This is a genomic window from Bradyrhizobium erythrophlei, assembly GCF_900142985.1.
Lineage (GTDB): Bacteria > Pseudomonadota > Alphaproteobacteria > Rhizobiales > Xanthobacteraceae > Bradyrhizobium > Bradyrhizobium erythrophlei_B.
This window is the reverse complement of record NZ_LT670849.1, coordinates 5,530,686-5,553,355: the sequence shown is the minus strand read 5'-3', so window position 1 is coordinate 5,553,355 and position 22,670 is coordinate 5,530,686. Positions and strand designations below refer to the sequence as shown.

The window sequence follows — 22,670 nt, the reverse complement described above, 5'->3', positions numbered from 1 at the left end:
ACACCAGCAAGTTCACCGCCCGGCCGCTGATGCGACCGGGCGATGAAAATTCATGCAGGTTTTATGCCGCTTTTTCGGTCAGCTTCGCCTCGATGGGGAGACCTTCCTCGATCGGCAGCGACGGATCGCGAGACCATTCGTTCCATGAGCCAAAATACATCCGCACATCCTTCACGCCGGCGTTCTTCAGTGCCAGGAACGTGTTCGACGCCCGCGCGCCCTTGAAGCAGTAAAGGTAGACCGGCGTGCTCTGGGTGATGCCGACGGTGGCGCATTCGGCGAGGATTTCGTTCTTCGACTTGAAGCGCGGCCCTTCAGCCGTCGGCTTCATCATGCGATACCATTCGAGCCAGACAGCGCCAGGAATCCGGCCCTTGCGCGGGCAGAAGTCCTTGCCGTAAGGCGACGAACTTTCGCCGATCCACTCGTCGATGTCGCGCACATCAAGCAGTGCAATGCCATGCTTGCCGACGGCGGCAAGCATGGTCTTGGCGTCGATCAGGATGTCGCCTGCTTCCGGGACGATCGAGAACGACGCAGACTTCGGCGACGGCACCGCGGTCGTGGTCGGCAATCCCGCCGCGGCCCAGGCATCGTATCCGCCGTGCACCACCTTGACCTTCGGATAGCCGAGCATGGTGAGCAGGTAATAACCGCGGCAGGACTGGCCGAAGCCGGAATTCATGGACTGTTCGTAGATGACGGCGGTTTCCTTGCCGGAGAGCCCGGCCTTGCCGAATGCGTCGGCGAATTTCGTCTTCAGTTCGTGCATGCCTTCGGGCGTCGACGTTGCGAGATACGTGAAGATCTCATGCACGTTCACCGCATTGGGCAGATGCCCCGCGGCATACGCATCGGGATTACGGGTGTCGATGATGACACACGGCTCCTTTGCGATGAATTCGGCGAGTTCGCTGGCAGAAATCAGAACGTCCGTCATGGCAGCCTCTCCTGTTTGTGGTTCAAGTTTGGTCGGGGTCGAAAAACCTCACATGTCCGCCAGCATCTTCCGCAATTGCTTGGTGGCGGGCGTCACGATGGCGACGAAATAGGCTTCGCGGAGCCGGCGCTGGGCGCGATGACTTTTCAGGTAGCCGCGCGCGCCGCAGTGGAGCATCGCCGCATGCGCCGCCGCGACGCTGGCCTCACCCAGACGTAGGCGAAGCGCGACGACCTTGCGCCAGTAGCTTTCCTCTTCGTTGTAGGGATCGGCGGCGAGCGTCATCGTTTCGGCTTCGAGCTCGGCGAGCAATTCTGCGAAATTCACCGGCTGCTGCGGCAGGTAGCGATTGACGTGGCCGAGCGGCGGATCGACCTCGTTCATGATGTTGATGCAATCGCGGATGAGACCGGTCGCCATACCCGCTTGCAGCAGAATGAATCCGGCACGAATTTTCTTCACGAACGGTCCGGCGGTATCAGCCAGGATGAGATCGTCGGGCACGAAGACATCGCGAAACTGCACGCCGTAGGTACCGGTGCCGTCCATGGCGAGGAACGGCTTGCACGGCTGCAAGCTGACCGCCGGATCCGAGCAGTCGGCGAGGAACATCACGATGCCGCCAGGCTCGTCCTCGCGCTCGAAAATGGTGCCAAAGAAATGGTTGGGCCCGAGGTTAGAGACCCAGGGCAGCGCGCCCTTGACGATGTAGCCGCCGTCGACCTTCCGCCCCTTCAATTTCAGCTTCTCGATTCCGAAGAAGCTCTTCATCGGATTGGACAACCCGGTGCCGCCAAGGATCTGGCCGGTTGAAAACTTGTCGCCGAATTTCGCCACCAGTTTCGGATTGGTGGAATTCGCGACGTACCAGACCAGCGTATTCTGGCACCACGCCATGAAGGCGGTGGCGCCACAGACTTCACCGAGCGCTGCGATCGAATGAATGGCGCAGCGCAGATCGGCTGCGCCATTCTTCGGCAGATGGCTTCCCCACGCGCCGACATCGCCAAGACGATGCAGCAATTCGTCGGGATAGACCGTGCCGGCGTCGATGGCGGGCGCCATGGGCGCAAGGTTCTTGCGGGCAATGGTGGCGACCTGCTCGGCTATCGATGCCAAGGAGACTTCGTCGCCGATCACGTGCCGGTTTAGAGCCACTGAACCCATCACACCCTCCGCCTCTCTTCAGGTTTTCGTTCAATCTCAGGACGCGTTGACCTCGAGATTGACGGGGCGGGTGAAGGTGTTGGCGACCGGCGACCACTTCTTGACGTGGGCGACGAGCGCATCGATCTCGCTCTTCGGAACGCCTTCGCATTCCATGTCGACCTTGACGCGGACGTCGGTGAACCCAACGGGCTTCTCACTGACGTCGCCGGTGCCCCAGACCGCCGTGATATTGAGATCACCCTCGAGCTCGAGTTCGAGCTTGTTGACGGTCCAGCCGCGGTGCACGGCGTTGGCGTGAAGTCCGACGGCAAGACACGAACCGAGCGCGGCGAGCGAGGCTTCCGACGGATTGGGAGCGGTGTCGTCGCCAAGCAGGCCCGGCGGCTCGTCGACAATGTATGGTGCGAGGTTGCGGATGTAGTTGGCGTGGCGGAACTTGCCTTCGGCCACCGTCTTGCATTTCAAGGTCTTGATGACCTTCGGGTTGGCTTTGCCGTTGGCGATGAGTTGTTCCAGGCCTTGCTTGTCGATGGGCGCGAGGCAGCCGGTGAGCGCTGTTTTCTGAGCGACCGCGGTCATTTAGTTTCTCCCTAGGAGCGAGGATACCGAACGGTCTGTTTCCTGCATGAACCGTGCCAGAATTCCCCCAGAAAAAAAGACGAAGCCGCTTAGCCGCTTAGCCAAGGCTGCCCGAAAACCGATCAGTAGCCTCGTGCTCAATCGCGATGCATTTGCGCGTTTGCACCGATCAATTTGCGCGCAGGCAAGATGCGACTTGATAGGAACAAGCCAGTCGGATTAAGTGACGCCATGGGAAAGCCATCTTCGAAGAAGCGTTCGGCGCCAGCGCCTCACGAGGCGAGCGACGATGAATCCGCGCGCGGGCGATTGTTGAACGCGGCGACGTATCTGTTCTGCAAGAACGGCATCAACGCCACCGGCATCGACGCCATCATCAACGAGGCCGGAACTGCCAAGACCACGCTCTACAAACTGTTCGGCTCGAAGAACAACCTCGTGCACGTCGTGCTGGAGACCGAAGGCAAGCAGTGGCGCGAATGGTTCATCGGCGCGATCGAAGCCGGCGGCGGCAGCCCGCAGGAAAAGCTGACGCGGATTTTTCCGGCGCTGAAGGATTGGTTCCGTCAGGAGCGTTTCTACGGCTGTCCTTTCATCAATGCGGTCGGCGAACACGACAAGGATCAGAAGCAGCTTCGCGCTATCGCGATGCGGCACAAGAAGGTCGTTCTCGGCTATATCGAAAAACTCGCCGGCGAGATGGGCGCATCTGAACCCGCCGTGCTGGCGCACCAGCTCGGGCTGTTGATGGATGGCGCCATCGTTGCAGCCATGGTGACGCGCGATCCTGGCGTCGCCGACACGGCCGGTCTCGCGGCCGGCTCGCTGTTCGTGCCATCGAAGTCGAAAAAACCCAAGCGCGGGATGAGCGCCGGCGAAGAGTTAGCCGCCGTCTAAGAGAACGGGCGGCGTCGACCGCCCTGTTCTCGTCTTCGTGCCTCGTGCTACTTGCCGAGGTGCTTGTCGAAGAAGGTCGCGATTTCCTCGAACACTTCCTTTGACTCCGACGCTGTGTCATCGCGGATGTAGTGCGCGTGCGCCATCCCCTCATAGACCTGAAGGGCTGCTTCGACGCCCGCCTGCCGCAGCTTGCGGTGAACACGAACCGTGTTGCTCAACAGAAGATCACGAGTCCCGCTGGTGAGGATGGTCGGCGGAAAGCCGTGCATGTCGCCATAGACCGGCGACAACAGCGGATCTTTCAGGTCATGGCCGGCGGCATAGACGATGGTGCCGGCATCGCAGAAGCCGTCGGGCGAGACCAGCACGTTGTCGACCATGGCGTTGGTCTGGAAGGTATCGCCGACTTTCGTCACATCCGACATCGGCGTGCCCGAGGCGATCGCACCGGGCATCGGCAGGCCGAGTTCTTTGGCCTTCAACCCCATTTCGAGCACCAGCGCGCCCCCCGCCGAGGTGCCGAAGAACGCCATGTTCTTCGCCGGCGTGGTTTTCATCAGCGCCTTGTAGACGGTGATGCCGTCGTCGAGCGCGGCCGGAAAATACGCCTCGGGCGGCATGCGGTATTCGACCGAAACCACCTTGATATGCCCGAAGCCGGCCATGAACAGCGCTTCCGGCAGGCTGGCCTCGCGCGGGTTGAGCACGTAACAGCCGCCATGCATGTGGATGAGCTGGCGGTTGGTGTTTTCCGGCGCGATGGTCTCCGGCGTCACGATGAAGGCGCGCACGCCGTCGATCGTGGTCTTCTCGACCTTGACCTTCAGCCGCTCCATCATCCCCGGCACATTCTTCATCAGCGCCTCGGCGCCGGCATCCGCCACCGGCTTCCACTCCTCGCCGGTCTTGGGATGAATGTCCCAGTTCGAGCGCAGCGGCGCGCCGATGATCTTCGCAAGCTGCGGACTAACGTCGGTCGGCGTCGTTAGCGTCTTGGCCGGCACCTGAAGCGTGCCGGCGGGCGGTGTTTGTGCGTTCACGATCGTGGCAAGGCAAAACAGCGCGAGGCTGCCCAAGGCCAGAACGGTTGGCGACAGGGCGCGCCCCGTCGCGAGCTGCGACTTCTTCATTGGTCGTCTCCAGTCCCTAATTTTATTTTTGAATCTTATTTCAGCGCGTCCGCGACCTTGGCTAACCCTGCATTGGCGCAGACTTCGTCTTTTTCGCCGCCGGGCGCACCGGAAACGCCGACGCCGCCGATCACCTCGTTGCCGGCGCGGATGGGCACGCCGCCACCGACGCCGACCACGCCTGGAATCTGGCGGATGAAGGCGTTGGCCGGGTCCTCGAGCATCTTCATGGTCTGGAGCGAGGTCTGGTTGCGCGTGCGGGCCGTGTAGGCCTTCAGCCGGCTGAATTCCATGGTGTGCGGCGCGGTGCCGTCGCCGCGGATTTGAGCGGCGACGTTGCCGCCCTTGTCGACGATGGTGACCGAGACCTTGTAGCCATCCTTGGTGCACTGCTCGATCGCGCCCTGGATGATCGCGAGCGACAGGCCCATCGACATGTTCTTTTCGGTCTGGACCGACTGCGCCATCGCGGGCGCAGTAGCGAAGACGGCAAGTGATGCAAATGCGGCAACAAGTGCGGCAAGTTGAACGCGACGCATGATGAGGCTCTCCCTGATGTTTATTCTTACTTGGACAGAAACCCTAGTCCGGCCCGCTTAATCCTGGCAACGGTGCAGAAATTCGCTGGCAGCGTCAAAACGGTACTCAGAGGAGCTGTGAGAGCCGATCCAGTTCGGCGTCCAGATCGCGCTCGACGTCGGCGACCGCCATATCCAGCACCCGGTAATCCCGAGCCTCGAGCCAGGCCCGCCGTCCGCTGCGGTCCTTGATGATGGCGTCGGACTCGCCCGGGTTCGTCAGTTCGATCGCGATCCGGTGCACGAAGGAAACGAAATCCGGGATCTGGCGGCCGACCGGCGTCTGCCGCTTGAACTGTCCCGCAAAGCGGCGATCGCGGGTCAGCGACTGCCACAGAATGCGCTCGGCATCGGTCGGATTGCGCCGCAACAGCCGCGCCAGCCCGCGCACGGTGCTGCTGCCATCGGATGTCGCACCGCCCTGCTCGGCGAGCAGCGCGCGCAAGCGCGTCGCCTGTTCGCCATCGAGCACGCCGCCCTTGGCCGGTCCCTTTCGTCCCTCGGCGATCGCCATCACTACGCCGTGCAGCGTGTGCATGTCCTGCTTGGTCGGCTCCATCCGGGTGAAGATGTTACGCAGGTTGACCAGCATGGTGTCGCGCTTTTCGGCGGGTCGCAGGAATTCGACCTTGTCGAGTTCGCGGACGAGATTATCGAAGAAGGCCTGGATCTGATATTGCGACGCCGGTTCGGAACGCTCCGTCATCGCAAACGGCAAGGTGCCCGCGGTCGAGAGCTTGAACCATTCATAGCTGATCAGAAGCACCGCCTGCGCCAGGTTGAGCGAGGCAAAGCCGGGATTGACCGGGAACGTCACGATGCGGTTGGAAAGCCCGACCTCCTCGTTCGTCAGCCCCCAGCGCTCGCGGCCGAAGAGAATGCCGACCGTGCCGCCGGCGTTGATCTGGCCGACCATTTCGGCCGCCGCCGCTTCCGGCCCGACCACGGGCTTGGCCTGGTCATGGGCGCGGGCGGTGGTGGCGAACAGCAGCGTGCAGTCAGCTACCGCCGCCTCGACGGTTTCGAACAGTTCGACGTGCTCAAGGATATGGTCGGCGCCGGCCGCGGCGCGTTGGGCTGCCACGTTCGGCCAGCCGTCGCGCGGGTTGACGATGCGAAGCCGATCAAGCGCAAAATTGCCCATCGCGCGCGCGGCCATGCCGATGTTCTCGCCAAGCTGCGGCTCGACCAAAATGACGATGGGGCCGGCGAGTTCGAGGCTGGGTTTGGTTCTGTCGGTACCGGACATCAGGGCTTCGTCTTTAAATTGAGATGTGGCTCAAGTCGCCTTCGTTATGACGGATGCCTTGATAATCCAAGACAATTTCGCACATGCGTCGCCTCCCCGCGGCCCGGGTTTTGAAGAACAAGTCCCTCTGACATGAGAGGGCGCAAGGAATGCCGGGTGTTTTCCGCACCCGCAGCCTTGTGTGCGAAAGGTGAAAGCACACAAGTTAGTCACCACAGGTACGCCGAACATTCCGGCATTCCCTGCGCGACGGTTTTGACGGCCTATTCCGCGCTCTCCCTGGCGATCGGGCTTTTTGTCACCATCACCAGCGCAATGCGGAAGCATTGTCGCCAGCTTGATATCAGCGTCGAGATATCAGGACCACACGGCTTGGCCGTCCGCTTTCCACGCGTTCGTCTTTCGCGCGCCAAAGCGTCCATCGCAATCCCGCGCCCAACGTTCAGTGACGATCGCGAAACGCCCCTCTCCTTGAGAGCACGGGACGCGCGGAAAAATGCTTCTGATTTGCCCGACGCCACAAGGCAAACGTCTGCGACACGATGGCACGACGGGCAAATCACTTGCGGAGTGCAAAATCCTGTCAAGTGATGACCAATTGCTTGATGTCATTGTGAGGAGAGGAAGTCGTGCAAATAAGATGCGAGCTTCGAGCAGTCGCGGCCGATCGCTGAAGGTTCGCAGTTTCACGCGGGCTTGATCGACGGCCGCAGCGAGTCCGGCTGCATCGGCATGTCGGGTAATGACCCATAGCGGACCTCGCATGACCGTATCAAACAGCGTAGAAGCATCGCATGATTCCGTGGTTGCAGATCGATACGACCCGAGTGCCCGGTACCGACGTCGAACTTCGCTTGATGCGAAGGGGCGCCGAGTTCTCAATGATGCTCGGTCAGAACGAGTTGATGAACAGTCGTCTCAGCGGATCGGAGGAGGCGCTCGCGACGCTCGCCTGTCGAAGGATCGACGGCGTCAAGCGCCCGCATCTGTTGATCGGCGGACTGGGCATGGGCTTTACATTGCGCGCCGCGCTCGCGGTGTTGGGCGCGCAAGCACGGATTACTGTCGCCGAACTCGTCCCCGCCGTGATCGTATGGGCGCGTGGGCCAATGGCCGATATCTTTGGCGATAGCCTGAACGATCCACGCGCTGTCATTCGCGAAGCCGATGTGGTCGAAATGATCAAAGCGTCGCCGTCGGCGTTCGACGCCATTCTACTCGATGTCGATAACGGCCCGGAAGCATTGATCCGCAAGGCCAATGACGCACTCTACGACCTCAAGGGACTGCAATCGATCCGCCGCGCGCTGCGGCCGGGCGGTATCCTTGCGGTCTGGTCATCCGGGCCAAATACCGCGTTTTCGAAACGGCTTGGCACGGCTGATTTCGAGGTGAATGAAGTTGGCTTGCGCGCAACGACCAAGCGCAGCGGCGCCCACCACGTCATCTGGTTCGCAACCAAGCCTCTGCCGGCCTCGCGCTAACGGACAGATTCACCCGGCTCCAGGTCTGGCCGCCGAAAGCGCAGCCTTTGCACGCGTCGCGAAGACCGTTCGATCGCAACGCACATTCCGCTTGGCGAAATTTTCAGACTGGCGATTCTACTTCGTGTCTGAATTGCGTTCTGGAATGTAGCAGCCTTCGCTTGCGCGCCATTTGCTTTCGGATAGGCTTTCTCTCGAAATCAAAACGCGCCCGACACATCAACGATCGGCGCGACACGGGACGACACAGGGAGGGACGCCATGCATCGCAGATGGACTCTGGCGATTATCGGACTCGTTTTGATTTTGGCCGGCGGGGCGTTCGCCTGGGTGACGCAGACCTCCGGCGGCATTCAGGTCCGTGATATCAGGTTCACCGGCGCCAAGGGCAACACCATGAGCGCCCTGCTCTACGTGCCGCCGAATGCGACGGCGCAGATTCCAGCCCCCGGCATTCTCGCGGTCCACGGCTACATCAATTCGCGCGAAACCCAGGACGGCTTTGCGATCGAATTCGCCCGCCGCGGCTATGTCGTGCTGGCGCTCGACCAGACCGGCCACGGCTATAGCGATCCTCCTGCTTTCGCCAACGGCTTTGGCGGCCCGGATGGTCTCGCTTACCTGCGCAGCCTCGAATTCGTCGACAAGGACAACATCGGCCTCGAAGGGCACTCGATGGGCGGCTGGACAGTGCTGGCGGCAGCGAGCGCGATGCCGAACGACTACAAGTCGATGGTGCTGGAGGGCTCCTCCACCGGCAAACCCTTTGCCGCCGAAGGCACGGCATCCTGGCCGCGCAACGCCGCGCTGATCTTCGCCAAGTACGAGGAATTCCCGGTTCTGATGTGGGGCGTCGAAAAGGCTGCCGACGTCACGCAAAGCCCGAAACTCCAGGCGTTGTTTGGCGCGTCGGGCGCGGTCGAACCCGGCAAGGAGTATGGCGACAAGGCGCAGGGAACGGCGCGCGTGCTGTACACGCCTGACATTACCCACCCGGCCGAGCATATTTCGAAAGAAGCGATCGGCTACAGCCTCGACTGGTTTGCGCGAACCTTGAAGGGCGGCACGCCTCTGCCGGCCGACAACCAGATCTGGTTCCGGAAGGAACTCGGCACGCTGATCGCGCTGATCGGCTTTGTCGCCCTGCTGCTCGGGGTGTTTGACGGACTGCTCGAGGCGCCGATGTTTTCACATTTGAGGCTGCCTCAAGCCGCCGACGGCTCGACACCGCTTGAGACGGCGAGAGGTGGCCGCTGGGTTGGCGCCTTGCTGCTGTCGGCCTTCATCCCGGCGCTGACTTATTATCCGGCCTTTGCGCTCGGCGGCACCTTCGTCGCGCCGTCGCGCTTCCTGCCGCAAGGCATCACCAACCAGATCCTGGTCTGGGTGATCATCAACGGGCTAATCGCGTGGGCGCTGATGCGCTTCGCGCCGAAACGCGCCAGCCGCAGCGGGATTATCGGCCCCTCGATCCTGATCGCGCTGGCCACGGTCGCCGCCGGTTATGCCGCGCTCTGGCTCTGCGATTGGCTCTTCAAGATCGACTTCCGCTTCTGGATCGTCGCGTTGAAACTGATGAGCGCAAAGCAGTTTATGATCTTCCTGATCTATCTCCTGCCGATCACGGCGTTTTTCGTGATCGCGCTGCACGTCCTGCACCGTAATTTCTCAAGCCTCGGCGCCTCGCGCGGCGCGCTTTATCTGACCAATATTCTGGCACTGACGCTCGGCTTCATTGTGCTGGTCGGTGCGCAGTACCTCACGCTGTGGCTGTCCGGGAAACTGTTCAACCCGATCCCCGACCCCAGTTTCGTGCCGCTGTCGACGATCGTGGCGATCCAGTTCGTGCCGCTGCTGGCGGTCGTGGCCATCATTGCCACCTTCACGTGGCGGCGGACCGGATCGAGCCTGCCCGGCGCCCTCCTCTCGGGCCTGTTCGTCACCTGGTACGTGGTGGCCGGCACCGCCACGCAGGCGGCGTTCTGAGGTGGTTGCGTGTCCCGGACGCGATGCGGTGCGTAGTACCGCTTCGCAGATCCGGGATCCAGCTTTTGGAATGGGTCCCGGTTCTGCACAGCGTCGTTACACGGCGCAGTGCGCCCGGGACACGCCCCTACCCCGGCTCGCAAGGGGGAGGGAAAAGAAAGAGCCAAAAGATGGGCTGAAACTGCATAGCGGCTCGGCTTTCGCAGGCGCACGGGCGGTGCTATAGCCCTGCGATCAATCCGGTTTCCGCGCCGCTTTCCAAGGCGCTCTTTCAAAAAAGGCCCGTCTCCCCATGGCAAAAATCAAGGTGACCAACCCCGTCGTCGAACTCGATGGCGACGAGATGACCCGGATCATCTGGCAGTACATCAAGGACAAGTTGATTCACCCCTTCCTCGATATCGACCTGATGTATTTCGACCTGGGGATGGAATACCGCGACAAGACCGACGACCAGGTCACGATCGATGCCGCAAACGCCATCAAGAAGGTCGGCGTCGGCGTCAAATGCGCCACCATCACCCCGGACGAAGCGCGGGTGAAGGAATTCGGCCTCAAGCAAATGTGGAAGTCCCCCAACGGCACCATCCGCAACATTCTCGGCGGCTGCATCTTCCGCGAACCGATCATCTGCAAGAACGTGCCGCGGCTGGTGCCGGGCTGGACCAAGCCGATCATCATCGGCCGTCATGCCTATGGCGACCAGTATCGCGCCACCGACATCCGCTTCCCTGGCAAGGGCGTGCTGACCCTGAAGTTCGTCGGCGAAGACGGCACCGTGATCGAGAAGGAAGTGTTCAAGACGCCGGGTCCCGGCGTTGCGATGGAGATGTACAATCTCGACGATTCCATCATCGATTTCGCCCGCGCTTCCTTCAACTACGGCCTGATGCGCAACTACCCGGTCTACCTCTCGACCAAGAACACGATCCTCAAGGTCTATGACGGCCGCTTCAAGGATATCTTCCAGGAAATCTTCGATCGCGAATTCAAGAAGGAATTCGACGCCAAGGGCCTGACCTACGAGCACCGCCTGATCGACGATATGGTCGCCTCGGCCCTGAAATGGTCCGGCGGCTACGTCTGGGCCTGCAAGAACTACGACGGCGACGTGCAGTCGGACACCGTGGCGCAGGGCTACGGCTCCCTCGGCCTGATGACCTCGGTGCTGCTCACCCCCGACGGCAAGACGGTGGAAGCCGAAGCCGCGCACGGCACCGTGACCCGCCACTATCGCGAGCACCAGAAGGGCAAGGAGACCTCGACCAACTCGATCGCCTCGATCTTCGCCTGGACCCGCGGCCTGTCGCATCGCGCCAAGCTCGACAACAACGCCGAGCTAGCGAAGTTCGCTTCCACGCTGGAGAAGGTCTGCGTCGACACGGTCGAGGCCGGCTTCATGACCAAGGACCTCGCGCTCCTGGTCGGCGCCGACCAGCGCTGGCTCTCTACCACTGGTTTCCTCGACAAGGTCGCGGAAAACCTCACCAAGGCGATGGCGTAACACAATCCTCCCGTCATTCCGGGGCGCGCGCGAGCGCGAGCCCGGAATCCATTGCTCCCCCTATTCGTGCCGTGCCATGGATTCCGGGCCGGCGCCTTGCGGCGCATCCCGGAATGACGTGGCAGGCGTGCTTTTCGAGAAGCTGCGGCAGTGTGACGTCGATCATCAGATAATCCTATCGCTGCGATCACCAAACTCTATTTTACCTGATGAAAAAGGATGCGTAGATTGCCGGCGGCCGGCTTGGCGAGAGCTGCGAAGACGGAAGCAATCGTCGTTTCACTCCTCGCAATGACGAAGTATGGACCCTCTGCACAACTGGAGTAACGATATGCCGTTCATCGGGCGGACCGTTTTGGCGCTGTCATTCGTTCTGGGAGCAGCAATGAGCGCGAAGGCACAAACACCGCTTCCCGACGCCATCGCGGCGCCGGGAGAGACCGTGGTACTCACGGTGCATGCCGAGGGCGCGCAGGTCTATGAGTGCAAGGCCGGCGCCGACGGCAAGCTCGCCTGGGCGTTCCGCGAACCGATCGCCACTCTTCTGGTCGACGGCAAGACCATCGGCCGGCACTATGCCGGGCCGAACTGGGAGCACATCGACGGCAGCGCCGTGGTCGGCAAGGTCGTCGGCAACGCGCCGGGCGCCACCGCCGACGACATCCCCTGGCTGAAGCTTCAGGTAACCGCCTCGCGCGGCAGCGGCGTGCTGACCGGCGTCACCACCGTGCAGCGGGTCAACACCAAGGGCGGCAAGCTCGACGGTGCTTGCGACAAGGCCGGCAGCTTCAAGTCGGCGCCCTACTCGGCCGACTACGTGTTCCTGAAGAAGGCGTAAACTCAGACCCTCGGCCTCATGGTTCGAGACGCGCGGCAGTGCCGCGCTCCTCACCATGAGGGTTAAGAAATTCTCGACCTCATCCTGAGGAGCTCGCGGGACGCGAGCGTCTCGAAGGATGAAGCCACCGAGCCTCAGCCATTGCCCGGCCGGCATCGCTGAACCGCAAAATTAAGGGTCGAACCAGGCGCGGCTTTTCGGTAAGCCGCGCCTGATCGTTTTGGATACAGCCCGCCCTTAAGAGCGGGTCTCGGCTTTCAGGAGGAATCCATGCCTGCCTATCGTTCCCGCACCACCACCCACGGCCGCAACATGGCCGGCGCGCGCGGCCTGTGGCGCGCCACGGGAATGAAGAACGAAGACTTCGGCAAGCCGATCATCGCGATCGCCAATTCCTTCACGCAGTTCGTCCCCGGTCACGTGCATCTGAAAGACCTCGGGCAACTGGTGGCGCGCGAGATCGAGACCGCCGGCGGCGTCGCCAAGGAATTCAACACCATCGCGGTCGATGACGGCATCGCCATGGGCCATGACGGCATGCTCTACAGCCTGCCCTCGCGCGAACTGATCGCCGACAGCGTCGAATACATGGTCAATGCGCATTGCGCCGACGCGCTCGTCTGCATTTCCAACTGCGACAAGATCACGCCCGGCATGCTGATGGCAGCGCTGCGGCTGAACATTCCGACCGTGTTCGTCTCCGGCGGGCCGATGGAGTCGGGCAAGGTCAACATCAAGGGCAAGGTCAGATCGGTCGATCTGATCGACGCCATGGTGGCGGCCGCCGACGACAAGGTCAGCGACGCCGACGTCGAGGTGATCGAGCGCTCGGCCTGCCCGACCTGTGGCTCGTGCTCGGGCATGTTCACGGCCAATTCGATGAATTGCCTCACCGAGGCGCTGGGCTTGTCGCTGCCCGGCAACGGCTCGGTGCTGGCGACCCATGCCGACCGCAGGGGATTGTTCGTCGAGGCCGGCCACCTGATCGTCGATCTGGCGCGGCGTCATTATGAACAGGACGATGACAGCGTGCTGCCGCGCAATGTCGCGAACTTCAAGGCGTTCGAAAACGCCATGAGCCTCGATATCGCGATGGGCGGCTCGACAAACACGGTGCTGCACCTGCTCGCCGCCGCTTATGAGGGCGAAGTGCCCTTCACCATGAAGGACATCGACCGCCTGTCGCGGAAAGTGCCGGTGCTCTGCAAGGTCGCCCCTTCCGTGGCTGACGTGCATCTGGAGGACGTGCATCGCGCCGGCGGCGTGATGGCGATCATGGGCGAGCTCGAAAAGGCCGGCCTGCTGCATTCCGACCTGCCGAGCGTGCATTCGATGTCGCTCGCCGCGGCACTGGAACGCTGGGACATCACGCGCACCAAAAGCGAAAGCGTCCGTAAGTTCTATTTGGCGGCTCCCGGCGGCGTACCCACTCAAGAGGCCTTCAGCCAGGATCGCCGCTTCGAGGAGCTGGACCTTGATCGCACCACCGGCTGCATCCGCAGCGCCGAGCATGCTTACTCGCGCGACGGCGGGCTTGCGGTGCTATCAGGCAATCTCGCACTCGACGGCTGCATCGTGAAGACCGCCGGCGTCGATGCCAGCATCCTGAAGTTCTCAGGCCCCGCCCGCGTGCTGGAAAGCCAGGACGCCGCGGTGGAAGCGATCCTGACCGGCAAGATCAGGGAAGGCGACGTCGTCGTCATCATCTATGAAGGTCCGCGCGGCGGCCCCGGCATGCAGGAGATGCTGTATCCGACGAGCTATCTGAAATCGAAGGGCCTCGGCAAGGCTTGCGCGCTCGTCACCGACGGCCGCTTCTCCGGCGGTTCGTCCGGCCTCTCGATCGGCCATGTCTCGCCGGAAGCAGCCGAAGGCGGCCTGATCGGCCTGGTGCAGGATGGCGACCGGATCGAGATCGACATTCCCGCCCGTTCGATCAACCTCGCCGTCGACGAAACTGAGCTGAAGCGCCGCCGCGAAGCGATGCAGGCCAAGGGCAAGAACGCCTGGAAGCCGGCCAAGCGCGCCCGCAAGGTTTCAACCGCGTTAAAGGCTTACGCGGCGCTGACCACCAGCGCCTCACGCGGCGCGGTGCGTGTGGTGAAGGACTAGCTGTCAGGCCGCAATTCCCGGGCTTGTCAGTTCAAGACCTTTACCAGTCTCGGTTCGCGCTGGTGGACACCGCGAAACTCCAGCTCGCGCACCGTACCGTCGCGCCGATAGCCAGCGGCCTCGTAGACCGCGATCGCGCGCGCGTTCTGCTCGTGGGTGTAGAGAAAGACTTCGCGACAGCCGGCCGACCGCAGCACCTCGTGCGCCGCATCCAGCAACGCCCTGGCAACGCCGCGGCCGGCATGGTCCGGGTGTACGAACAAAAGGTACATCTCGCCCTCAGCGGGATGCACGGCAACGAAGCCGATCACGCGATTGGTTTCATTCGTCGCGACCAGAAGCGCATTGGGCGGCGCATGCTTGGCGACTTCGTCGTCCCACTCTTCCGGCGGAAACATCGGCCGCGCTGCAAGTTCGCCGAGATATTTCCATCCCTCGCGCACGGCCGCGTCGAACACGGCGCCGATGACTTGAGCATCGGCGGGTTCGGCGCGCCTGATCGTCAGCATGGCGGGTTATGCTCCCGCCATCGCCTTTTCGATCGCGGCGAGCGCCGCGTCAGCCTTGGCTCCATCGGGACCGCCGGCCTGCGCCATGTCGGGCCGGCCGCCGCCGCCCTTGCCGCCGAGCGCCTCGGAGGCGACGCGCACGAGATCGACCGCGTTGTAGCGCGCGGTGAGATCGGCGGTGACGCCGACGACCACGCCGGCCTTGCCGTCATCGGTGACGCCGACAATCGCGACGACGCCGGAGCCCAATTGCTTCTTGCCGTCATCGGCGAGGCTCTTGAGATCCTTCATTTCGATACCTTCGACCGCGCGCGCCATCAGCTTGACATCGCCGACTTCGCGCACACCGGCAGCGCTTGCCCCGTTCGAAGCGGACGCGCCGCCGCCCATCGCCAACTTCTTGCGCGCATCCGACAAATCCCGTTCAAGCTTCTTGCGCTCTTCCATCAGCGCGGCAATGCGCGCGGGCACATCATCGACTGAAGTACGCAGTTCGTTCGCCGCTGTCTTTGCCAGCGCAATCGCGTCATTGGCATGCTTGCGCGCGTAGTTACCGGTCAAGGCCTCGATGCGGCGCACGCCCGACGCCACCGCGCTTTCGGAGGTCACAGAGATCAGGCCGATGTCGCCGGTGCGCTTGACATGCGTGCCGCCGCACAACTCGACCGACCAGCCGAGCGCGTTCGTGCCATGCTCGCGTGCGGTCTTGCCCATCGAGACCACGCGGACCTCGTCGCCGTATTTCTCGCCGAACAGCGCCCGCGCACCGGCTTCGCGCGCCTCGTCGACGCCCATCAGGCGCGTGGTGACCTCGTCGTTTTCCAGCACCACCTCGTTGGCGATGTCTTCAACGCGGGCGAGTTCTTCCGGCGTGATCGGCTTAGGATGCACGAAGTCGAAGCGAAGCCGATCCGGCGCAACCAGCGAGCCGCGCTGGGCGATGTGATCTCCCAGAACCTGGCGCAGCGCCTCATGCAGGAGGTGCGTCGCAGAATGATGCGCGCGGATCGACGAACGCCTGGCATGGTCGACATCGAGCTGCAACGCCGTACCGGCCTTTAGCGTGCCCTGCTCGACGGTGCCGAGGTGGATGAAGAGATCGCCGGCCTTCTTCTGCGTGTCCGTGACGCGGAAGCGGACGCCCTCACCTAGCATGACGCCGATATCGCCGACCTGGCCGCCGGATTCGCCGTAGAACGGCGTCTGGTTCAGCACGATCGCGCCACTCTCGCCTAGCTTGAGCTGATCGACCGCCGCGCCATCTTTCACCAGCGCGCCGACCACGCCTTCGGCGGTTTCGGTCTCGTAGCCGAGGAATTCGGTGGCGCCGAGTTTTTCGCGCAGCGGAAACCACACCGCTTCGCTCGCGGTGTCGCCGCTTCCCACCCATGACGCGCGTGCCTTGGCACGCTGGCGGTCCATCGCATCGGTGAACGACGCCTGATCGACGCTGATGCCGCGCGACTTCAGCGCATCCTGCGTCAGGTCGAGCGGGAAGCCGTAGGTATCGTACAGCGTAAACGCCGTATCGCCGTCGAACATGTCGCCTTTCTTGAGACCTACGCTCTTCTCGTCGAGAATCGCAAGGCCGCGGTCGAGCGTCTTGCGGAAGCGCGTCTCTTCCAGCCGCAAAGTTTCCTCGATCAGCGTCTCGGCGCGGACCAGTTCGGGATAGGCCTGGCCCATTTCGCGCACCAGCGCCCAGACCAGGCGATGCATCAACGGCTCGCGCGCGCCCAGCAATTGCCCATGCCGCATCGCGCGGCGCATGATCCGGCGCAGCACATAGCCGCGGCCTTCGTTCGAGGGCAGCACGCCGTCGGAGATCAAAAACGACGAGGCGCGCAAGTGGTCGGCGATCACCCGGTACGACGCGATATTGTCCTTGCCCGGCCCCTGTCCGAGCGCGGCGCTCGTTGCTTCGATCAGGTGACGGAACATATCCGTCTCGAACACGCTTTCGACGCCTTGCAGCACCGAGGCCATGCGCTCGAGCCCCATGCCGGTGTCGATCGAGGGGCGCGGCAGGTCGACGCGCTGTTCCGGCGTCACCTGCTCGAACTGCATGAACACGAGGTTCCAGAATTCGAGGAAGCGGTCGCCATCCTCTTCCGGGCTGCCCGGAGGACCGCCCCAGATGTGCTCGCCGCGGTCGATGAAAATTTCGGAACACGGCCCGCAGGGGCCGGTGTCGCCCATCGCCCAGAAATTGTCCGAGGTCGCGATGCGGATAATGCGATCATCGGTGAAGCCCGCGATCTTCTTCCAGAACCCGGCCGCGGCGTCGTCGTTGTGATAGACGGTGACGAGCAGCTTGTCCTTCTTGAGCCCGAACTCCTTGGTGATCAGCGTCCAGGCGAGTTCGATCGCGCGTTCCTTGAAGTAATCGCCGAACGAGAAGTTGCCGAGCATCTCGAAGAAGGTGAGGTGGCGCGCGGTATAGCCGACATTGTCGAGGTCGTTGTGCTTGCCGCCGGCGCGCACGCATTTCTGCGAGGTCGTGGCGCGCTGATAGGCCCGCTTCTCGACGCCGGTGAAGACGTTCTTGAATTGCACCATGCCGGCATTGGTGAACATCAGGGTCGGGTCGTTGCGCGGCACGAGCGGCGACGACGACACGATTTCGTGGCCGTTATCGGCAAAAAACTTGAGAAAAGTCGACCTGATTTCGTTAACGCCGCTCATTAAACGTCCAATCGCCAAACTGCCCAAAGGCTGTGCCGAGACGCTTTTAGACAAGGGGCCAAGCGCTGTCCAGAAACTTGCAACGGCATCAGAGGGTTGCAGTTATTGCCTGTTATTTGTCGCTGCCAGTGCCTCGGATTTAACGTTGATAGCGGCTTGTTCATCGCGTTGACGGGCTTGGCGGGGCTCTGCTTTTCGCTTATTTATCCGACACGTCACGTCGGGAGAGATCGGCTGAAGGAGCCGGCGCCGAAGGAGCAACCGCCCCGGAAACTCTCAGGCAAAAGGACCCTCGTGACATCGATACATCTGGAAAGAGGCACTCGGGTCTGACCCGGACGTGCCCGCCGACGGGATAATACTCTCAGGCACAGCGACAGATGGGGCTTTTCGGATTTGGAGGGAATCAGCCCTCGGCAAATCCGCGAGGGCTCCGTGATGCTTGCCGCTGAAGTTTCCGCCTCCCCGCCCCCCTTGAAGCAAACGCCCTTGCACGCGCTGCATCTGTCGCGCGGCGGCAAGATGGTTCCATTCGCCGGCTATGACATGCCGGTGCAGTATGGAACAGGCGTCCTCAAGGAACACCTGCACACGCGCGCCAGCTGTGGCCTGTTCGATGTGTCGCACATGGGCCAGATCGTACTTCGGCCGAAATCCGGCCGGGTCGAGGACGCCGCCCGCGCGCTGGAATGGCTGGTGCCGCAGGACATTCTGGCGCTGCCTGCGGGGCGGCAACGCTATGCGCTGTTCACCAATGAGGCCGGCGGCATCCTCGACGACCTCATGGTGGCGAATTTTGGCGACCACCTGTTTCTGGTCGTCAATGCCGCCTGCAAGGCCGAGGACGAGGCGCATCTGAAGGAACATCTCTCGGATGTCTGCACCGTCGAGCCGCTGCGGAGCCGCGCGCTGATCGCGCTGCAGGGGCCCAAAGCCGAATCGGTGCTCAAACGATTCGACGCCGAAATCGCCACGATGAAATTCATGGACGCTGGCCCTAGGCGTCTGGCCGGCCTTGACTGCTTCGTCTCCCGCTCCGGCTATACCGGCGAAGACGGTTTTGAGATTTCGGTACCGGCCGACGCCGCCGAAGGTTTCGCCAAAGAATTGCTCGCCGACGACGCCGTGCTGCCGATCGGGCTTGGCGCGCGCGATAGTTTGAGACTGGAGGCCGGGCTTTGTCTCTACGGCCACGACCTCGATCCCGCGACGACGCCGGTCGAAGGCGCGCTGGAATGGTCGGTCCAAAAGAGCCGCCGCAAGGGCGGCGCGCGGCCGGGCGGATTTCCCGGCGCCAACGCCATCCTGGGCCAGTTCGAGCAAGGCGCCCCGCGCCGCCGCGTCGGTCTCAGGCCTGAGGGGCGCGCGCCGGTGCGCGAAGGCGTAGCGCTGTTTGCCGATGAGACGTCATCGTCGCCGATCGGCAGCGTGACCTCCGGCGGTTTCGGACCGAGCCTCAATGCGCCGGTCGCGATGGGATATGTGCCGTCGTCGCTGGCGGCTCCCGACACCGTCGTCTTCGCGGAAGTGCGCGGCCAGCGCCTCGCCCTGCGCACAGCGCCGATGCCGTTTGTTCCCAACACCTATAAACGCTGAGGGATTTTTCATGACGACGACCACGCTCTACACCGACGACCACGAGTGGCTCCGCATCGAAGGCGACGTCGCCACCATCGGCGTGACGGACTACGCGCAATCGCAATTGGGCGATGTCGTGTTCGTCGAACTGCCGAAAGTCGGCCGCACGCTGAAAAAGGCCGAGGCCGCCGCCGTCGTCGAATCCGTCAAGGCCGCTTCCGACGTCTACGCGCCGATTTCGGGCGAGGTGCTGGAAGTCAACAGCGAGCTCGCAGGCGAGCCGGCGCTGGTCAATTCGGACGCCGCGGGCAAGGCCTGGTTCTTCAAGCTGAAGATATCGGATCGCAGCGAACTCGGTGGCCTGATGGATGAAGCCGCCTACCAGAAACACATCGCTTGATTGCGAAGGAAAAGCGGAAGGAAACGCCAATGACCGCGCCCATCAAACCGCTGACCGAGCCCGCCACGACTTTCGCGCGCCGCCACATCGGCCCTTCCCCACGCGACGTCGCCGCGATGCTCAAGACCGTCGGCAGCCCAAGCCTCTCGTCGCTGATGGCGGAGACGCTACCCGGTTCGATCCGCCAGAAAGCCCCGCTCGATCTCGGCCGCGCGTTGAGCGAGACCGAGGCGCTGGCCCACATGCGCGAGCTCGCCTCGAAAAATCAGGTGTTCACCTCGCTGATCGGCCAGGGCTATTCCGGCACGATCCTTCCGGCCGTGATCCAGCGCAACATCCTGGAAAACCCGGCCTGGTACACGGCCTATACGCCGTACCAGCCCGAAATCAGCCAGGGCCGGCTGGAAGCCTTGTTCAACTTCCAGACCATGATCTCTGACCTCACCGGGCTCGATGTCGCCAACGCCTCGCTGCTCGATGAAGCCACCGCGGCGGCCGAGGCGATGGCGCTCACGGAGCGCGCATCCCAAGCCAAGACCAAGTCGTTCTTCGTCGATGCCGACGTGCATCCGCAGACGCTGGCCGTGCTGCGAACCCGCGCCGAGCCGTTGGGCTGGACGCTCGTCGTCGGCGATCCCCTGACCCAGCTCGAGGGCGCTGATGTGTTCGGCGGTCTGTTGCAATATCCGGGCAGCTCGGGCGCGGTGCGCGATCTTCGCCCAGCGATTGCGGCGCTTCATACCAAGGGCGCGCTTGCGGTTGTCGCCGCCGATCTGCTGGCGCTGACGCTGCTCGCCTCCCCTAGCGAACTCGGCGCCGACATCGCAATCGGCTCGGCGCAGCGCTTTGGCGTGCCGATGGGTTATGGCGGCCCGCACGCGGCCTATATGGCGGTGCGTGACGCGCTCAAGCGGTCATTGCCCGGACGGCTCGTCGGGCTGTCGGTCGATTCGCGCGGCCAACCTGCGTATAGACTCGCGCTGCAAACCCGCGAGCAGCATATTCGCCGCGAGAAGGCGACCTCCAACATCTGCACGGCGCAGGTGCTGCTCGCGATCATCGCCTCGATGTATGCGGTCTATCACGGCCCCGAGGGGTTGACGCATATCGCGCGCTCCGTGCATCGCCGCACTGCTACGCTGGCGGCCGGCCTGCGCAAGCTCGGCTTTGCGCCGCGGTCGGACGCGTTCTTCGATACGGTGTCGGTTGATGCCGGCGGCAAGCAAAACGAGATCGTTGCGCGGGCAAGGTCCGAGAAAGTCAATCTGCGCATCGGTGACGGCGCGCTCGGCATCGCACTGGATGAGACCACGACGGCGGAGACGGTCGAGGCGGTCTGGCGTGCCTTTGGCGGCAAGCTCAGCTATGCCGAGATCGAAAAGACGGCCATTGACGCATTGCCGGCGGCGTTGAAGCGCGAAAGCGCCTTCCTCACCCATCCCGTATTCCACGCCCACCGCTCGGAGACAGAGCTGTTGCGCTACATGCGCAAGCTCTCGGACCGCGACCTGGCGCTGGATCGCGCGATGATTCCGCTCGGCTCCTGCACCATGAAGCTGAATGCGACCACCGAGATGATGCCGCTGACCTGGGCGGAGTTCGGTTCGTTGCATCCGTTTTCGCCAAGTGAGCAGGCGGAAGGCTATCACGCGCTGTTCGCACGTCTTGAAAAATGGCTGTGCGACATCACCGGCTATGACGCGATCTCGTTGCAGCCGAATTCGGGCGCGCAAGGCGAATATGCCGGGCTGCTCGCGATCCGCGGCTATCATGCCTCACAGGGTGAGGCGCATCGCAACATCTGCCTGATCCCTTCGTCCGCCCACGGCACCAATCCGGCGTCGGCGCATATGGCGGGCATGGAGGTGGTCGTGGTGGCGTGCGACGCGCGCGGCGACGTCGACGTTGCGGATTTGCGCGCCAAGGCCGGGCAGCATGCCAAGAATCTCGCGGCCGTGATGATCACCTATCCCTCGACGCACGGCGTGTTCGAGGAACATGTGCGCGAGATCTGCGACATCGTGCACGCTCATGGCGGACAGGTTTATCTCGACGGCGCCAATCTGAATGCGCAGGTCGGCCTCGCCCGGCCTGGCGAATACGGCGCCGATGTCAGCCATCTCAACCTGCACAAGACCTTCTGCATCCCGCATGGCGGCGGCGGTCCCGGCATGGGGCCGATCGGCGTGAAGGCACATCTCAAACCTTTCCTGCCGGGTCATTCCAACAACGGCAAGAGCGCCGTCGGCCCGGTATCGGCCGCGCCTTACGGCTCAGCCTCGATCCTCACCATCTCCTACATCTACATCCTGATGATGGGCGGCGAAGGCCTGACGCGCGCCACGGAGATCGCGATCCTCAACGCCAACTATATCGCCGCACGGCTGGAGAGCCATTTCCCGGTGCTGTACCGCAACGCCAAGGGCCGCGTCGCGCATGAATGCATCATCGATCCGAGGCCCTTGAAGAATTCGGCCGGCGTCACCGTCGACGATATCGCCAAGCGCCTGATCGACTATGGCTTCCACGCGCCGACCATGAGCTTCCCGGTGCCGGGCACGCTGATGATCGAGCCGACGGAATCCGAATCCAAAGCGGAGCTCGATCGCTTCTGCGACGCGATGATCGCGATCCGCAAGGAAGTCGCCGAGATCGAGAGCGGCCGCTTCACAGTCGAGGCCTCGCCGCTGCGTCACGCGCCGCATACCGTGCACGACATCGCCGACGATGCGTGGGCTCGCGCCTATAGCCGTAGCGAAGGCTGCTTCCCGGCCGGCACCTCGCGGACCGACAAGTATTGGTGCCCGGTGGGACGGATCGACAACGTCTATGGCGACCGCAACCTGGTCTGTTCCTGCCCGCCGATCAGCGACTACGCCGAAGCGGCGGAGTAAAGCAGGTATCCGTGTCCCGGACGCGGCGCAGCGGAACGTTGCGCCGCAGAGCCGGGACCCATCTTTCGTTGGCGACCCGTGGGCCCCGGATCAGCAGCGCACCGGACGATGCTTCGCATCGCCGAGAGAGCGCT

18 protein-coding genes and 1 riboswitch are annotated in these 22,670 nt (G+C 63.0%); of the genes, 9 read left to right on the top strand and 9 right to left on the bottom strand.

From position 1 onward, the window contains the following. Window positions 1–61: 61 nt before the first annotated feature. The 3 genes from BUA38_RS26410 to BUA38_RS26400 are packed head-to-tail and all read right to left on the bottom strand — an operon-like array spanning window position 62 to window position 2,689. Window positions 62–940 (bottom strand): sulfurtransferase, encoded by an 879-nt coding sequence (locus tag BUA38_RS26410; protein ID WP_072822558.1) that lies wholly within the window; start codon window positions 938–940, stop codon window positions 62–64. Between the two features lie 48 nt (window positions 941–988). Continuing rightward, the gene (locus BUA38_RS26405) at window positions 989–2,107 is read right to left on the bottom strand and encodes an acyl-CoA dehydrogenase family protein (RefSeq protein ID WP_072822557.1); all 1,119 of its coding nucleotides are present in this window, start codon (window positions 2,105–2,107) and stop codon (window positions 989–991) included. 36 nt (window positions 2,108–2,143) lie between these two features. Beyond that, window positions 2,144–2,689, bottom strand: a complete 546-nt coding sequence (locus tag BUA38_RS26400) for an OsmC family protein (protein ID WP_072822555.1) — start codon at window positions 2,687–2,689, stop codon at window positions 2,144–2,146. A 231-nt stretch (window positions 2,690–2,920) separates the two neighbouring features. Between BUA38_RS26400 and BUA38_RS26395 the strand changes: the two genes are divergently transcribed. Further along, window positions 2,921–3,586, top strand: coding sequence for a TetR/AcrR family transcriptional regulator (locus BUA38_RS26395; RefSeq protein WP_072822553.1), 666 nt, complete (start codon window positions 2,921–2,923; stop codon window positions 3,584–3,586). Between the two features lie 47 nt (window positions 3,587–3,633). Here the strand turns inward: BUA38_RS26395 and BUA38_RS26390 are convergent, their stop codons facing one another. The 3 genes from BUA38_RS26390 to BUA38_RS26380 all read right to left on the bottom strand — a co-directional run bounded on the left by BUA38_RS26390 (window position 3,634) and on the right by BUA38_RS26380 (window position 6,546). Beyond that, entirely contained in the window at window positions 3,634–4,719 is a 1,086-nt protein-coding gene (locus BUA38_RS26390) for an alpha/beta hydrolase fold domain-containing protein (protein WP_072822551.1), read from the bottom strand. 35 nt (window positions 4,720–4,754) lie between these two features. Further along, window positions 4,755–5,258, bottom strand: coding sequence for a GlcG/HbpS family heme-binding protein (locus tag BUA38_RS26385; RefSeq protein ID WP_072822549.1), 504 nt, complete (start codon window positions 5,256–5,258; stop codon window positions 4,755–4,757). A gap of 106 nt (window positions 5,259–5,364) precedes the next feature. Then, a complete protein-coding gene (locus BUA38_RS26380) occupies window positions 5,365–6,546 on the bottom strand; it encodes a TrmJ/YjtD family RNA methyltransferase (RefSeq protein ID WP_072822547.1) in 1,182 nt (393 codons plus the stop codon). 794 nt (window positions 6,547–7,340) lie between these two features. On the opposite strand from BUA38_RS26380, the gene BUA38_RS26375 reads away from it, so the two are divergent. From BUA38_RS26375 to BUA38_RS26365, 3 genes are all read left to right on the top strand, one after another. After that, window positions 7,341–8,030 carry a spermidine synthase gene (locus BUA38_RS26375; protein WP_072822545.1) on the top strand — a complete coding sequence of 230 codons (690 nt, stop codon included), beginning with the start codon at window positions 7,341–7,343 and terminating at the stop codon, window positions 8,028–8,030. A gap of 261 nt (window positions 8,031–8,291) precedes the next feature. After that, window positions 8,292–10,016: an alpha/beta hydrolase family protein gene (locus BUA38_RS26370; RefSeq protein ID WP_072822543.1), complete on the top strand. Its 1,725-nt coding sequence runs from the start codon at window positions 8,292–8,294 to the stop codon at window positions 10,014–10,016. Between the two features lie 292 nt (window positions 10,017–10,308). Continuing rightward, window positions 10,309–11,520, top strand: coding sequence for an NADP-dependent isocitrate dehydrogenase (locus BUA38_RS26365; RefSeq protein ID WP_072822541.1), 1,212 nt, complete (start codon window positions 10,309–10,311; stop codon window positions 11,518–11,520). 13 nt (window positions 11,521–11,533) lie between these two features. On the opposite strand, the gene BUA38_RS37110 is transcribed toward BUA38_RS26365, so the two are convergent. Continuing rightward, window positions 11,534–11,686: a hypothetical protein gene (locus BUA38_RS37110; protein ID WP_156898737.1), complete on the bottom strand. Its 153-nt coding sequence runs from the start codon at window positions 11,684–11,686 to the stop codon at window positions 11,534–11,536. Window positions 11,687–11,905: 219 nt separating this feature from the next. Here BUA38_RS37110 and BUA38_RS26360 point away from each other — a divergent pair, with 219 nt between their 5' ends. Together BUA38_RS26360 and ilvD are read left to right on the top strand one after the other, a co-directional pair. After that, window positions 11,906–12,358, top strand: a complete 453-nt coding sequence (locus BUA38_RS26360) for a DUF3455 domain-containing protein (RefSeq protein WP_244553055.1) — start codon at window positions 11,906–11,908, stop codon at window positions 12,356–12,358. Window positions 12,359–12,628: 270 nt separating this feature from the next. After that, window positions 12,629–14,470, top strand: a complete 1,842-nt coding sequence (gene ilvD, locus BUA38_RS26355; RefSeq protein ID WP_072822539.1) for a dihydroxy-acid dehydratase — start codon at window positions 12,629–12,631, stop codon at window positions 14,468–14,470. 26 nt (window positions 14,471–14,496) lie between these two features. On the opposite strand, the gene BUA38_RS26350 is transcribed toward ilvD, so the two are convergent. Further along, entirely contained in the window at window positions 14,497–14,979 is a 483-nt protein-coding gene (locus BUA38_RS26350) for a GNAT family N-acetyltransferase (protein ID WP_072822537.1), read from the bottom strand. Window positions 14,980–14,985: 6 nt separating this feature from the next. Further along, on the bottom strand, window positions 14,986–17,664 hold the full coding sequence (gene alaS, locus BUA38_RS26345; RefSeq protein WP_072822535.1) for an alanine--tRNA ligase: 2,679 nt from the start codon (window positions 17,662–17,664) through the stop codon (window positions 14,986–14,988). Window positions 17,665–17,875: 211 nt separating this feature from the next. After that, a riboswitch (glycine riboswitch) is annotated at window positions 17,876–17,966 on the top strand. Between the two features lie 136 nt (window positions 17,967–18,102). On the opposite strand from alaS, the gene gcvT reads away from it, so the two are divergent. From gcvT to gcvP, 3 genes are read left to right on the top strand one after another with little or no spacing between them, the layout of a single operon-like run. Then, window positions 18,103–19,260: a glycine cleavage system aminomethyltransferase GcvT gene (gene gcvT / locus BUA38_RS26340; RefSeq protein WP_072822533.1), complete on the top strand. Its 1,158-nt coding sequence runs from the start codon at window positions 18,103–18,105 to the stop codon at window positions 19,258–19,260. Window positions 19,261–19,270: 10 nt separating this feature from the next. Continuing rightward, entirely contained in the window at window positions 19,271–19,642 is a 372-nt protein-coding gene (gcvH, locus tag BUA38_RS26335; RefSeq protein ID WP_072822531.1) for a glycine cleavage system protein GcvH, read from the top strand. Window positions 19,643–19,671: 29 nt separating this feature from the next. Next, window positions 19,672–22,536 (top strand): aminomethyl-transferring glycine dehydrogenase, encoded by a 2,865-nt coding sequence (gene gcvP, locus BUA38_RS26330; RefSeq protein ID WP_072826450.1) that lies wholly within the window; start codon window positions 19,672–19,674, stop codon window positions 22,534–22,536. Window positions 22,537–22,670 lie beyond the last annotated feature (134 nt).

What these genes read in the sequence shown, in the direction of transcription:
- gcvH (WP_072822531.1), top strand. Translation starts at nt 19,271, where the DNA reads ATGACGACGACCACGCTCTACACCGACGACCACGAGTGGCTCCGCATC.
- BUA38_RS26360 (WP_244553055.1), top strand. Translation starts at nt 11,906, where the DNA reads ATGAGCGCGAAGGCACAAACACCGCTTCCCGACGCCATCGCGGCGCCG.
- BUA38_RS26410 (WP_072822558.1), bottom strand. Translation starts at nt 940, where the DNA reads ATGACGGACGTTCTGATTTCTGCCAGCGAACTCGCCGAATTCATCGCA.
- BUA38_RS26370 (WP_072822543.1), top strand. Translation starts at nt 8,292, where the DNA reads ATGCATCGCAGATGGACTCTGGCGATTATCGGACTCGTTTTGATTTTG.
- BUA38_RS26395 (WP_072822553.1), top strand. Translation starts at nt 2,921, where the DNA reads ATGGGAAAGCCATCTTCGAAGAAGCGTTCGGCGCCAGCGCCTCACGAG.
- ilvD (WP_072822539.1), top strand. Translation starts at nt 12,629, where the DNA reads ATGCCTGCCTATCGTTCCCGCACCACCACCCACGGCCGCAACATGGCC.
- BUA38_RS26390 (WP_072822551.1), bottom strand. Translation starts at nt 4,719, where the DNA reads ATGAAGAAGTCGCAGCTCGCGACGGGGCGCGCCCTGTCGCCAACCGTT.
- BUA38_RS26405 (WP_072822557.1), bottom strand. Translation starts at nt 2,107, where the DNA reads ATGGGTTCAGTGGCTCTAAACCGGCACGTGATCGGCGACGAAGTCTCC.
- BUA38_RS26380 (WP_072822547.1), bottom strand. Translation starts at nt 6,546, where the DNA reads ATGTCCGGTACCGACAGAACCAAACCCAGCCTCGAACTCGCCGGCCCC.
- BUA38_RS26350 (WP_072822537.1), bottom strand. Translation starts at nt 14,979, where the DNA reads ATGCTGACGATCAGGCGCGCCGAACCCGCCGATGCTCAAGTCATCGGC.
- alaS (WP_072822535.1), bottom strand. Translation starts at nt 17,664, where the DNA reads ATGAGCGGCGTTAACGAAATCAGGTCGACTTTTCTCAAGTTTTTTGCC.
- BUA38_RS37110 (WP_156898737.1), bottom strand. Translation starts at nt 11,686, where the DNA reads ATGATCGACGTCACACTGCCGCAGCTTCTCGAAAAGCACGCCTGCCAC.
- gcvT (WP_072822533.1), top strand. Translation starts at nt 18,103, where the DNA reads ATGCTTGCCGCTGAAGTTTCCGCCTCCCCGCCCCCCTTGAAGCAAACG.
- gcvP (WP_072826450.1), top strand. Translation starts at nt 19,672, where the DNA reads ATGACCGCGCCCATCAAACCGCTGACCGAGCCCGCCACGACTTTCGCG.
- BUA38_RS26400 (WP_072822555.1), bottom strand. Translation starts at nt 2,689, where the DNA reads ATGACCGCGGTCGCTCAGAAAACAGCGCTCACCGGCTGCCTCGCGCCC.
- BUA38_RS26385 (WP_072822549.1), bottom strand. Translation starts at nt 5,258, where the DNA reads ATGCGTCGCGTTCAACTTGCCGCACTTGTTGCCGCATTTGCATCACTT.
- BUA38_RS26375 (WP_072822545.1), top strand. Translation starts at nt 7,341, where the DNA reads ATGATTCCGTGGTTGCAGATCGATACGACCCGAGTGCCCGGTACCGAC.
- BUA38_RS26365 (WP_072822541.1), top strand. Translation starts at nt 10,309, where the DNA reads ATGGCAAAAATCAAGGTGACCAACCCCGTCGTCGAACTCGATGGCGAC.